This is a genomic window from Paenibacillus sp. GCM10023252 (assembly GCF_042653305.1).
Lineage (GTDB): Bacteria > Bacillota > Bacilli > Paenibacillales > Paenibacillaceae > Pristimantibacillus.
The window spans coordinates 405,828-417,660 of the sequence record NZ_JBHSHW010000003.1; the positions used below are offsets into that span (position 1 = coordinate 405,828).

Genomic DNA, 11,833 nt, shown 5'->3' on the forward strand with positions numbered 1-11,833 from the left:
GGATAGTGTCCCAAGGGTGCTCTAGGGCTGGCATCCAGCACCAGAGCGCCAGTATCTCGCGCTAGAGGGGTCCACTATCCCCTTAGCTCAGAAGAATCCGCTTCCTGTGTGAAGGGGATAGTGTGCCAAGGGTGCTGCAGGGCTGGCAGCCAGCACAAGAGCACCCGAGCAGCCAGCGCATCCAGAGCGGTAAGCCGGCCCTGTCCTGCACGGACACGTGTCACTCAAGCCGGATTACGCGGCAATACCTGTACTATGTAAGGCAACACCACATAGATTAGGCAAGCGGTGCGACGGTTGCACCCAGGCAGGAATGTCCGGCCATAGACGCCGCATTCCGCAGTGCCTGCCGCTCCTAGCGGCCAGGTATGCTGTGCCGCCGGCCGGCCGCTTGTCTCCTCGGGGTTCGAATCCCCGATCGCCTTTGAAGCGATGCATGGTAGCACTCGAACTTCTCATTCGAGACTCTAAGCAACACAATGTGAATGAACATGACTACAACGCGAGCGGGAGCTCATGCAGCTTCATCACTTGGCTGCACCGTAAGAAGGACTTCGTAATGGCGCAGATACCGAATGGAGTACCTGCCCTGTATGTCTGCTTCAGCTCGTCATTATCATCATGCAGTGTGCTCCATGCACTGCCTCTTGAATTCGACTCCAGCTGACGCAGACAGATGGCATGTCGCTCCGTTCTCAAGCGGAATTCCGTCCGACGACCGGGAGCCCTGCTCCGAGTAGTCAACCCATTCAACCTACCGATAAGGAGGATTAATCCTAATGCTGTCTAACAAGGTAACGATACAAGAAGACGAGAGAGGCCTGCTGTACCGCAAGGGTAGCTATGTTAAGCTCCTGCAGCCAGGAGTGTACCGGCCGGCTCCGTTCACAGATACGAAGATTGAGATTGTTGAGGTGGCTAAGCCATTCGCCGTTACGGGCAAGGATATTCGCATCTTCCTGCAAGATCAGCTGCTGCTGCAGCAGCTGGACGTCGTGGAGGTTGCTGACGGAGAGTATGTGCTGCACTATGAGGATGGCAAGTTCGCGGGCCTGCTAAGAGGGGGGATTCATGCCTACTGGAACGTCTACCGTCGGCATACCTTCGAGCGCATCTCACTGAACAATCCTGAAGTGCCTGCCACGATTCCCCCGATCGTGCTTGCTAGACTGCAATCTCATATCTATGTCTATGAGGTAGCCGAATATGAGACGGGTATTCTGTTCTACAACCAGGTGATGCAGAGGGAGCTTAAGCCGGGAAGATATGCGTTCTGGCGAGAGCCGTTCCAGGTGACTGTGCAGACCGTGGACAGGAGACGCAGACAGCTGGACCTGTTGGGACAAGAGATGATGACAGAGGACAAGGTGACGCTGCGTATGAACTTCGTCTGCCAGTATAAGATTGTCGATGCGCTGAAGTCGCTTGCCATTCTGTCTTACCAGGATCAACTCTACGTTGAGCTGCAGCTCATTCTCAGAGAGTATGTAGGAACGCTGAAGCTCGACGAGCTGCTGCGTACGAAGCAAGACATCTCATCCTTCGTGCTGTCGCGGCTGAAGATGAAGGAAGCGGAGTACGGGGCGGAATTCCTGTCGGCTGGGGTGAAGGACCTGATCCTGCCCGGGGATATTCGTGAGATGATGAATGCTGTGCTGTATGCAGAGAAGAAGGCTCAGGCCAATCTCATTACCCGCCGGGAGGAGACCGCTTCCACCCGAAGCCTGCTGAACACCGCTAAGCTGATGGATGAGAACGAGACGCTATGCCGGCTGAAGGAGCTTGAATTCCTGGAGAAGATCTGCGACAAGGTCGGCAGCATCTCCGTGACAGGGGGAGGCGGCTTGCTGGAGCAGTTGAACTCTCTGATTGCCGCTAAGGGAGCGAAGTGAGCGAGAGGATAGCCCGGCAGAGATCACTTGGTCTCTGGACGGGCTATTCAGATGAATCGTACGATTAACGTCACATCTGCTTGCAACCTTCTCCCCGGTATGCTCGTCTATTAGGCGATCCATTCAGCATGATACCTACCATACACCGAGGAGATACCTAAGATGATGATGATGATGCAAAACACCCCAACACTCATTCGCCTAATTGCTACAATCGTCGTAACAGGAAGCTTGCTGACCGCGTGTTCAAGCGGGTCGACAGGAGAGAGCGGCAGCTCTGCTGCGAGCGGGGCAGAGGGCAACTCAAGCTCCAGCAGCCAGAATGGCAGCAACGCTGCCTCTCCAAGCCCTGACGCCAGCCCCGAATCGGAAGCTGCGACCTCCAGTCCAAGCCCTAGTCCCAGCACTGAACCGCCTGCAGGAAGTCCATCTGCCTCTCCAGGTGCAAGCGCATCCCCTGAAGCGACGGACGACTCCGCTGCGAAGAAGCCTGCAGCCACTGCTAAGCCTTCGTCCAAGCCAGCGGCGAAGCCGTCTGCTAAGCCGCTGGTTACTGCGAAGCCAGGCGCCAAGCCGTCCGCGTCATCCAAGCCAAGCGCTAAGCCGAGCGCCAAGCCGACGCAGAAGCCGGATGCTTCCCTCTCCGCCCAAGCTATATATGAAGAGATGACTAACAATATTGAGCAGCCTCCGCTCATGTCTATGAACAGTGACGATCTGAGTGCGATGTACGGGCTTGATGCCAAGCTGCTTGCGGACTTCTCTGTGCATTCACCGATGATGAATGTGAAGGCGAATGAGATTGCGATTTTCAAGGTGAAGAGCACGAAGGATATGGACAAGGTGGAAGCGGGCATTAAGAAGCGTGCCGCTTCGGTGCAGCAGACGTTCGAGACGTACTTGCAGGATCAATATGAGATTGCGAAGGATTATCGGATCGTGAAGAACGGCAGCTACATCTTGTTCGTCATCTCCGAATCGGCGGATGACCTGGAGAAGGCATTCGCTAAGGCGCTTGGCTAGCAGCCTGAACTAGGTGAGCTTGCCGCATAGATACGAGAGAGAGAGCAATAGAGGCGGAACCCGCCCCTATTGCTCTTTTTACTGCCACCAATTTGCCCAGAGCACGTCGAGACAGCCCTCTCATTCACAGAACTTTATAGTGGACAAGCACGCATTGTGATGTATAATTTGTTTTCTACCTAGGACATAGTAGCAGAATGGGGTTTTCTGGTTATGTCTATTGGTTAAGCATAAGATAGAGCATGACCTTCCATCATGTTCAGAGACCATTCCAATTGGCGGTGATTCACATGTTATCCACGTTCAAGAGATTATTAATCGGCCGTCCGCTCAAGTCGAACGAGCTGGGTGAACAGAAGCTGAACAAGAAGAAGGCGCTCGCAATCCTGTCCTCCGATGCCCTCTCATCAGTCGCTTACGGGCCGGAGCAGATTCTCATCGTACTCGTGACGGTCGGCGCAGCGGCATTCTGGTATTCCATTCCAATCGCCATCGGCGTTCTAGTGCTGCTCCTTGCCCTTATCCTGTCCTACCGACAGATCATATTCGCATACCCGCACGGGGGCGGGGCGTATGTCGTCTCCAAGGAGAATCTAGGCATCTATCCGGGCCTCATCTCCGGCGGTTCGCTGCTTGTTGATTACATACTTACCGTAGCCGTAAGTGTGTCTGCAGGTACGGATGCCATCACCTCAGCATTCCCAAGCTTGCATGAGCATACCGTCTTGATTGCGGTTATATTCGTGATCTTCATCACGATCTTGAACCTGAGGGGAGTCACCGAGTCGGCTTCCGTACTGGCTTATCCGGTGTATCTGTTCGTCATTGCCCTATTCATCCTCATCGGTGTAGGACTGTATAACATAGCGACGGGCCAGGTGTCGCCGGAGCTGCACACCTCCATAGGCACACCGGTGGCGGGGATCTCGCTGTTCCTGCTCCTGAAGGCATTCGCTTCAGGAAGCTCGGCCTTGACCGGGGTTGAAGCGATCTCGAATGCGATCCCGAACTTCAAGTCTCCCGAGCCGAACAATGCGTCGAAGACGCTGGCGGCGATGGGGGTGCTGCTTGCTATTCTTTTCACAGGGATTGTCTATCTGGCCTACTATTACGGCATTACACCAAGAGCCGATGTGACCGTTGTCTCGCAGATTGCGGAGGAGACCTTCGGGCGTAACGTCCTGTATTACTTCATACAAGGGACGACTGCGCTAATCCTGATCCTCGCTGCGAACACCGGATATTCCGCCTTCCCGCTGCTCGCGGTCAATCTGGCGAAGGATAAGTTCATTCCAAGAATGTTCACGGTCCGCGGCGATCGGCTTGGCTACTCCAACGGCATCATTATACTGGGTGTATTATCTATCGTATTAATTATCGCCTTCGGCGGCCAGACCGAGCATCTCATTCCGCTCTATGCGGTAGGGGTGTTCATTCCGTTCACGCTCTCTCAGACAGGGATGACCCTGAAGTGGCTTCGGGAGAAGCCGAAGGGCTGGGGAGGCAAGCTAGTCATTAATGCTGCAGGGGCAATCATCTGCTTCGTCGTCACGATGATGTTCTTCCTGACGAAGTTCGAGCAAGTATGGACCGTACTGGTCTTCCTGCCAATCATTATCTACCTGTTCCACCGCATTAAGAAGCACTATGAAGCCGTAGGCGAACAGCTTCGTCTCTCCACCTGCGAGCCTGTGCCCCCGATTGAAGGGAATGTCATTCTCCTGCCGGTGTCGGGCATTACCCATGTCGTAGAGCACTCCATTGCATATGCGAAGTCGCTGTCTGCGAATCAGATCATTGCGGTCTATATCCCGTTCGAGCGGGAGGATGAATCCCTCTTCGAAGAGAAGTGGAAGAGCTGGATGCCGGATGTTCGTCTCGTCACGCTGCACTCCCCTTATCGGAGTATTATCCATCCGCTGCTGAAGTTCGTGGATACGGTGGAGCGCAAGGCGACGGAGTTCAACCATCAGGTGACCGTCATCATTCCGCAGTTCATCCCGAAGAAGGGCTGGCACAATATTCTGCACAATCAGACGAGCCTCATGATTCGGGCTCATCTGCTGTATCGCAAGAATGTCATCGTAACGACAGTCCCCTATCATCTGAAAAAATAACGATCAAAACCTGATTACAGCCCCCTCCACATGGTCATAATGGATGCCATGAGAAAGGGGGCTGTTCGTTATGTCTCAGCGTGCCTTAACGGTAAGCTTAGCGGCCATACTTACTGTGCTATACGGCATCCTGTTCATTCTGCAGTACCAGCTGTTCCAGTCGGGCAGCCCGGACTTCAGGCAGCGTCTCGACAACGTATTGACCTATGCCGAGCAGGGAGATTGGAATAAGTCGCAGGAAGAAGCGAAGCAGGTCGAGCGAATCTGGTCGAAGGGGCAGATCGTCATCGCAATTAAGTACGCGGATACGAGCTACACGATGCTGAACGTGGCGTTAGCGAGATTATTAGGAGCGGTGAAGGAGAAGGACTTGCACAGCGTCCGTGTAGATACACTCGAATCGAAGGCGCTGTACGATAACATTACCTCTCTCTCTCCGAGATCACCTTAGAACCTGGGAGGATTAGCTAAGCATGCAGGACATTCTAGTCTATCTGATTCGCTGCGTGATCGTCATCGGAGCGACCTGGCTCGTTACGAACTTTATTGGCAAAAAATCGTTCGCCCAGCTCACCCCCTACGACTTAGCGATTCTGTTCATCATCTCGAACGTCGGAGCTCAGCCTCTAGTGAATAAGGATTCCTTCAAAACAGCGCTTGGCATGATTATTATGGGAGTGAGTATCGTTGTGATCGCCAGGCTGTCACTGAGGCCATTCTTCTATCGCGTGGATTACACCCCGTCTATCGTCATTGCTGGCGGGAAGATCAACAAGGAGGAGCTGCGCCGGAACAACCTCAGCATCTATATGCTGTTGTCTATGCTGCGGGTTCAGGGATATTGGCAAGTGGCGGATGTGAACTTCGCGATCCTGGAGTCTGGAGGGAACCTGTCGGTGCTGCCCAAGGCGAAGGCGAGGCCGGTCACACCCGACGATCTGCAGCTAACGCCGGAGGAGGATGGGCTGACGTATGCCGTCATACTCGACGGGACTCTCATGAAGAAGTCGCTGAGACCCGCCGGAATTAACGAGGAGTGGCTGAGGAAGGAGCTTCGGGCGAAGCATCATGCGGACGTGAAGCAGATCCTCTACGCGGAGGTAGACGGCCAGCATCAGCTAAGCGTGCAGAAGTATCCTTCCTGAGCAGCGGTTATAGCGGTTATAACGGGATGCGATATGCAGAGTGCTCTTCGATCAGATGCTCTCCTTGGGGGAGATACACCCACTTGAAGGAGAATTGGTCTCCCTCGTAATCAGTGCGTGAGCGAATGTCAGGCAGCACGACGCCCTCGAAGTTGTCCAGTAGGGTCTGCTGCAGGTGGTGGAGCCGGTCCTGATTCGCTTGCTGCAGCGCCCTCGCCTCTTCCTCGGACGACGCCGTCTGCAAGTAGTAGGCTAGTCCAATCTGCTCGTCTGTCAGATCCTCCGGCAGGGGATGACCCGATCCTTGGAAAATCTCCCTCACCGTACGGAGCCAGTCTTGGTACAAATGAATAGCTATGTTGGTTGTCATTGTGAATTATGTACTCCTTCTTCTATATTTGGTCCACAGGGCGAATGCGCCCCCTGCCCCTGCCATAATGATAATTAGCGTATCCAATAGGGAGATGCTCATACGACTGCCGTTCCCGCCGCCGCCGAGGCTGCTCAGCCATGCGGACACGACAAGGATTAGACGCCAGGCAAGCACGGTTGGAATCAGGCTAAGCGAAGCGGTCAGCACATCCCAGCCTTCTCGGCGCTGCATGAATAGGAGTACGGCTGCCAGCAGCCCAAGGAACGCGCCCAGTGTCATGAGAGCCGGCTGAATCCAGTCCGTCCAGTTGAACGGAGCGGAGATGAGGAAGCCTTGGTAGAAGTGCCATGTTAAGTAGAGGACAAGTACACTTATTAATAAGGCCAGGAGAGGCATCAGCCCTTGCACCCACTTTGGGGCAGATTGGGTTATTCGTTGGAGGCGATTAGATGACGGGGTCATAGGCGACAGCTCCTTGTCTGGTTTATTTTATGAAGAATGGCAACATGTTGAGTCTATAAGCTCATCTCTAGTACGACTGGACAATGGTCGCTGCCCATAATATCACAGTCAATGGTCGAATCCATGAGCTGGGGCGCCAGCCTCTCCGAGATGAGGAAGTAATCGATTCGCCAGCCTATATTCCGCTCGCGTACCTTCGGCATATAGGACCACCAAGTATAAGCTTCTCCGCGGTCCGGGTACAGATGCCGGAAGGTGTCCAGGAACCCAGCGTCCAGCAGCTCGGTCATCTTGCCCCGCTCTTCATCCGTGAAGCCAGAGTTGCCTCGGTTCGGCTTGGGATTCTTCAGGTCAATGTCGTGATGAGCGACATTCAGATCCCCGCATAGAATGACGGGCTTCACTGCATCCAGTCCCTTGATGTAGCTTCGGAAGCGGTCCTCCCAAGCGAGTCTGAGCGGAAGCCGGGACAGATCTCTCCGGGCATTGGGCGTATAGACGTTCACGAGATAGAAGGTCTCATATTCCAGCGTCAGGATCCGCCCCTCATCCTCATAGTCCTCCTCCAGACCGTAGCGGACGGAGAGGGGCTTGATTCGGCTGAAGACTGCCGTTCCCGAGTAGCCCTTCTTCTCTGCGTAATTCCAATAGGACGTATACTCCTCGCTGTGCTCCAGATTAATCTGTCCTTCCTGAAGCTTCGTCTCCTGCACGCAGAAGATGTCCGCGTCCACCTCCCGGAAGTAATCATTGAACCCCTTATTCACTGCAGCCCTCAGGCCGTTCACATTCCATGATACCAGCTTCATCTGTATGCCTTCCTGCTCTCTATGAATGATAGAATATACCTGACAGTATACAGGCAAGGCGAGGGGGATGCCAAGATTGTTAAGGGACTCTAATATTAACGAGGTATGGCTAGAGCTGGGGGAGCTTGACTGACAGCTGTTGTCAGCAGAATGGAGATATACTACAGCTATAAGTATACGAGCTTGATAGGAGGAGTACTTGCGATGGACTGGAACTATTACAATACCTTCATTAAGGTTGCGCCGGATAGCGAAGCGGTGTGCGGACTTGTCCCTCCGGACAAGAAGAATGGTCGGACGAAGGCAAGCATCGAATATGAGCTGGCCTCAGCGCACCCTTACGGCTACACGCAGGAAGAGCTGCTGTACGAGCTTCATGTTCGCCATAAGGGTATTACGCAAGAGGAGCTTGACGCGAAGGGAACTCAGCTTCGGGATGAATTCTATCAGAAGCCGACCGCCTGTCTGAGGGCTTCCACGCTTGCGAAGAAGTATGGCTGGGGCATTCACTTCAACGAAGAGGGCAAGCTGGCCTTGGTTGCGGTAGATTCACCGGAGTACGAGCAGTACGCGCAAGACGAGAGCCTACAGGTCGTGAATGCCATGCGAAGCAGCAGGAAGAAGTAGAGTGGGCAAAAAAGTACAATAGCTGGAAACCTCCTGGTCGGTTATAGTGTGGGAACATTGCCGCAATCAGGTAGGAGGTTATCTCAAAATGAGAGATCGTTACAAGCAAGCACATCTAGGTAGGATTCGAAGCTTCATTCATGCAAGCTATCCGGATTATGCCCAGAGCGTCATTAATCGAGCAGACATGGCTATGCAGGGCAAGCAAGTGCTGCTCGGCACACGCGGACAATGGCTGCTCGTCGGCAATCCTCCGGAGTGGCACGATAATAAGGTGAACAACAATGGCTATGTATGGATGCTTAACCGGATGAACCACTGGCTGTATCTAACGGATGCCTACTTGCTGACAGAAGAACGTAAGTATCTAGACCAAGTGCTGCTAGAGATGCTTGACTGGATCGAGAGCTGTCCTGCGCCCGCATTAACAACGGATCTGGAGCAAGCCCATCGCGTCTATACGTCTGTTGATCCTTGGCGGCAGCTTGAGGTCGGTGAACGGATGGGCAATGTATGGCCGGTCGTTCTGAACATTATGTCGACCGTGCCAGGCATGCTGGATAATGCTTGGCCCGTCATTATTAAGTCTATTGAGGAGCATGGCCGCATTCTGCGTGAAGTCTGTCCTCTCTTGTGGCCGGAGGCAGACCACAACTATTATCTGACCGAGATGTGGGGCTTGTTCTCGATCGCCTGCAGCTTCCCTGAGCTTGAGCAGTCAGCCGAATGGGGTGCGTTCGCGATCAAGGAGCTTGAGCGCTGCATGCTCTCGCAATTCTCAAGGGATGGGGGTCAGCTGGAAGGGTGTCCAAGCTATCATAACTTTACCTCTATCCATATGGGCAAGGTAGCCTTGTTAGCAAGCTGCAGCGGGGCAGCCTTATCCGAGGCCTTCCACAACCGATTCTGTAAGCTGATGGAGTATGGCCTGCAAGCGTGCCGGCCAACGGGGCAGGTCGTGCCGATTGGCGATTCGAGCGCGGACGATCTGGCCGCAGTTACGATCTCTCTTGGCGCCTTGTACCTGGGGGAGACTCGGGGGGTACAGCTATTGCAGTCCTTAATGGGTGCCGATCGGTATACAAGGGCGCTGCTGCCCTATCTCTTCCAATACCCGGAGCTGCTTGAGCTCGTACTATCCTCTCAAGATCAGGCGTCAGTCGAATTGGAGAGGAGCTGGCTTCCGCGAACGTTCTGGGACAGAGAGTTGAATCATGTGTCTATGCGGTCGGACTGGACGAATCAGGCGTTGAGTGTTTTTTTTGCATGCAAGACTCCAGTATACAACGGCCACTCCCATATTGATCCAGCAGGCTTCGACCTAACAGCTTGGGGCAAGCCTCTCCTAGTTGATCCTGGCTGCTACAGCTACTGGTGGCTGGAGGAACGGCGTAAGTTCAAGTCAGCTGCGTGGCATAATGTCCTAACGGTGAATGAACAGGACCCCTTCGAATATATCTCGACTTGGAGCTATGGTCCGCAGCAGCTCGGAATCATTGAATCCGCCGAGGATAAGGGGGAATGGATGAGATCCTCCGCTGTTCACTATAATTACGACCCGGTCGTTCATCGGAGAGATCTAATCGTCGTGCCGAATCAGTTCGTCCTTGTGCTCGATGAGGTATCAGGTCTCAGCGAGGCAGATACTATACAGCTGAATTGGCATTTCAACGCGATTGAGGGGGAGTGGGACAGCAGCAGGCAACTGGCTTATTCGAGCAATGAGGAAGGCAATGCTGCTATATGGTCCGTTGGAGCTCTGCTGGAGGGGAGATGGGAGGATGGCAGTATCTCTGACCGTACAGATGAACTGCGCCCCTCCCGCCGCATGATTATGACGGACTGTGAATCCAGAGATTCGCTTCGAAGGTACGCTTCCCTCATTGTTGCCTTTCCCGGGAAGATTGAGGAGGGAATTCTTCAGCTCCTGCAGATTGAGGAAGGCGCTGATGGCGGGGCCGTGTGTACCATTATCTTGCAGGAGAACCGCTATTCGTTTGCTTACAGGAAGGAGACGTAGGCACCGGAGTATAGGCAAGTGCATATCCTGTTCTGACTAGCAATGTGAAGGGCAGGGATACAATAGTGAATGCTATGGAACGGATGAATCCGCAGGCTGAATTAATGAATCCGCAGCTTAATTTATTTTTTGATACGAGCCAGGCATCCTTTTACAAGAAGAATAATCAGAACTTCATCAATGCACTGACCGTACAGCAGCTGCCTGCTCTGCAGAATCTGGCGCTGCTCGATATCTATCTTAGCGGAGGCAATATCGTGGAGCCCCACTGGCACCCGAATGCGGCTGAGCTGGTCTACGTGGTGAGCGGTGAACTGATCGTCTCTGTGCTGAACCCGTTCACGAACATGCTGATGACATACCGTCTGAAGCCGCAGCAGACCGTACTCATACCGATGGGCTGGTTCCATTGGGACCTGGCCGTTGCTGACAACACTCACTTCATTGCCGTCTTCGACAACAATGCTCCACAGACGGTGCTTGGCTCCAGTGTGCTGTCGAAGACACCGAAGGAGATCTTCCAGCTGTCTTACGGCGTGAACGGAGAGCAGCTATCTCAGGTGCTCAGCCCTATCAAGGGCCCTGTTGTTATTGGTCCACCGGCGCCTGCGCGCGGAGGAGATGGCGTTCAGTGGCGTGTGGGAAATGCTCAGAGATTGTAATGGTGTGAGGAGAAGGAACAGCTGCTCCCGGGATAAGCGGGGGCAGCTGTTATTTGTGCTTGGCAGCGCGTGGAGGGGCCGCGGATGCACGGCCCTCAAGGCGAGGGCACGCATGCGCATGCGACGGCTCCCATGCAGGCCGTCGATTCGGTGAGGGCCCATGCGCAGGTGCAAGGGCTAGGCTGTGAGAGGCCCATGCATTGTGCGCATGACGGCCTAATCTGCGAGAGGCTCGTGCACAGCTGTGCACGGGCTAGACAGTGAGAGACCTATGCAATGTAGACAGTGAGAGGCCCATGCATTGTGCGCATGACGGCCTAATCTGCGAGAGGCTCGTGCACAGCTGTGCACGGGCTAGACAGTGAGAGACCCATGCAATGTAGACAGTGAGAGGCCCATGCATTGTGCGCATGGGCCTCTCATTTTGCGTAATGTGTCTCCGTGCTTGCGTCGCTTGTGTAGTCATAGATGCTCTCGATAGCTAACGGAACTATGAGCCGTTATATGGCCGGTTACGGCGTAATTCTGAAGCTTAAACATTCCTGTATACGCTAATATTTCGGCTTAGACAAAAACAGGAGCGCCTCGTATGATGGGGGTGTACGGGGTCGATGCCCTAAGAAACCCATCAGGAGACGCTTACTATGAAGTTTAATCGAAACGATACAACAAATCAACGCATTGAACGAATTACCATGCAGCA

Annotated in this window: 15 protein-coding genes; 9 read left to right on the top strand and 6 right to left on the bottom strand. The window is 53.8% G+C overall.

Annotated elements, in window-relative coordinates; translation table 11 throughout:
• Positions 1 to 224: 224 nt before the first annotated feature.
• Both ACFO9Q_RS04495 and ACFO9Q_RS04500 read right to left on the bottom strand, forming a co-directional pair.
• Entirely contained in the window at positions 225 to 446 is a 222-nt protein-coding gene (locus ACFO9Q_RS04495) for a hypothetical protein (RefSeq protein WP_379179121.1), read from the bottom strand.
• A 49-nt stretch (positions 447 to 495) separates the two neighbouring features.
• A complete protein-coding gene (locus ACFO9Q_RS04500; protein WP_379179123.1) occupies positions 496 to 699 on the bottom strand; it encodes a hypothetical protein in 204 nt (67 codons plus the stop codon).
• A gap of 83 nt (positions 700 to 782) precedes the next feature.
• On the opposite strand from ACFO9Q_RS04500, the gene ACFO9Q_RS04505 reads away from it, so the two are divergent.
• Positions 783 to 1,892: a slipin family protein gene (locus ACFO9Q_RS04505; RefSeq protein ID WP_379179178.1), complete on the top strand. Its 1,110-nt coding sequence runs from the start codon at positions 783 to 785 to the stop codon at positions 1,890 to 1,892.
• A gap of 110 nt (positions 1,893 to 2,002) precedes the next feature.
• Here the strand turns inward: ACFO9Q_RS04505 and ACFO9Q_RS04510 are convergent, their stop codons facing one another.
• The gene (locus ACFO9Q_RS04510) at positions 2,003 to 2,569 is read right to left on the bottom strand and encodes a hypothetical protein (protein ID WP_379179125.1); all 567 of its coding nucleotides are present in this window, start codon (positions 2,567 to 2,569) and stop codon (positions 2,003 to 2,005) included.
• Positions 2,570 to 2,588: 19 nt separating this feature from the next.
• Between ACFO9Q_RS04510 and ACFO9Q_RS04515 the strand changes: the two genes are divergently transcribed.
• The 4 genes from ACFO9Q_RS04515 to ACFO9Q_RS04530 all read left to right on the top strand — a co-directional run bounded on the left by ACFO9Q_RS04515 (position 2,589) and on the right by ACFO9Q_RS04530 (position 6,177).
• Positions 2,589 to 2,915 carry a DUF4358 domain-containing protein gene (locus ACFO9Q_RS04515; protein WP_379179127.1) on the top strand — a complete coding sequence of 109 codons (327 nt, stop codon included), beginning with the start codon at positions 2,589 to 2,591 and terminating at the stop codon, positions 2,913 to 2,915.
• A gap of 290 nt (positions 2,916 to 3,205) precedes the next feature.
• Positions 3,206 to 5,032 carry an APC family permease gene (locus ACFO9Q_RS04520; protein ID WP_379179129.1) on the top strand — a complete coding sequence of 609 codons (1,827 nt, stop codon included), beginning with the start codon at positions 3,206 to 3,208 and terminating at the stop codon, positions 5,030 to 5,032.
• Between the two features lie 70 nt (positions 5,033 to 5,102).
• Positions 5,103 to 5,483 (top strand): DUF4363 family protein, encoded by a 381-nt coding sequence (locus ACFO9Q_RS04525; protein WP_379179131.1) that lies wholly within the window; start codon positions 5,103 to 5,105, stop codon positions 5,481 to 5,483.
• A 22-nt stretch (positions 5,484 to 5,505) separates the two neighbouring features.
• The gene (locus ACFO9Q_RS04530) at positions 5,506 to 6,177 is read left to right on the top strand and encodes a DUF421 domain-containing protein (protein ID WP_379179133.1); all 672 of its coding nucleotides are present in this window, start codon (positions 5,506 to 5,508) and stop codon (positions 6,175 to 6,177) included.
• Positions 6,178 to 6,193: 16 nt separating this feature from the next.
• On the opposite strand, the gene ACFO9Q_RS04535 is transcribed toward ACFO9Q_RS04530, so the two are convergent.
• The 3 genes from ACFO9Q_RS04535 to ACFO9Q_RS04545 are packed head-to-tail and all read right to left on the bottom strand — an operon-like array spanning position 6,194 to position 7,821.
• A complete protein-coding gene (locus ACFO9Q_RS04535) occupies positions 6,194 to 6,547 on the bottom strand; it encodes a hypothetical protein (protein ID WP_379179135.1) in 354 nt (117 codons plus the stop codon).
• A 6-nt stretch (positions 6,548 to 6,553) separates the two neighbouring features.
• Positions 6,554 to 7,012 carry a hypothetical protein gene (locus ACFO9Q_RS04540; protein WP_379179137.1) on the bottom strand — a complete coding sequence of 153 codons (459 nt, stop codon included), beginning with the start codon at positions 7,010 to 7,012 and terminating at the stop codon, positions 6,554 to 6,556.
• Between the two features lie 53 nt (positions 7,013 to 7,065).
• Positions 7,066 to 7,821 (bottom strand): exodeoxyribonuclease III, encoded by a 756-nt coding sequence (locus ACFO9Q_RS04545; protein ID WP_379179139.1) that lies wholly within the window; start codon positions 7,819 to 7,821, stop codon positions 7,066 to 7,068.
• Between the two features lie 204 nt (positions 7,822 to 8,025).
• Here ACFO9Q_RS04545 and ACFO9Q_RS04550 point away from each other — a divergent pair, with 204 nt between their 5' ends.
• The 4 genes from ACFO9Q_RS04550 (at position 8,026) to ACFO9Q_RS04565 (ending at position 11,394) form a co-directional block, all read left to right on the top strand.
• Positions 8,026 to 8,448, top strand: coding sequence for a DUF6157 family protein (locus ACFO9Q_RS04550; protein ID WP_379179142.1), 423 nt, complete (start codon positions 8,026 to 8,028; stop codon positions 8,446 to 8,448).
• An 88-nt stretch (positions 8,449 to 8,536) separates the two neighbouring features.
• Positions 8,537 to 10,468, top strand: coding sequence for an alginate lyase family protein (locus tag ACFO9Q_RS04555; protein WP_379179144.1), 1,932 nt, complete (start codon positions 8,537 to 8,539; stop codon positions 10,466 to 10,468).
• A gap of 74 nt (positions 10,469 to 10,542) precedes the next feature.
• The gene (locus tag ACFO9Q_RS04560) at positions 10,543 to 11,130 is read left to right on the top strand and encodes a cupin domain-containing protein (RefSeq protein WP_379179180.1); all 588 of its coding nucleotides are present in this window, start codon (positions 10,543 to 10,545) and stop codon (positions 11,128 to 11,130) included.
• Between the two features lie 84 nt (positions 11,131 to 11,214).
• Positions 11,215 to 11,394, top strand: coding sequence for a hypothetical protein (locus ACFO9Q_RS04565; RefSeq protein ID WP_379179146.1), 180 nt, complete (start codon positions 11,215 to 11,217; stop codon positions 11,392 to 11,394).
• Positions 11,395 to 11,833: the final 439 nt, after the last annotated feature.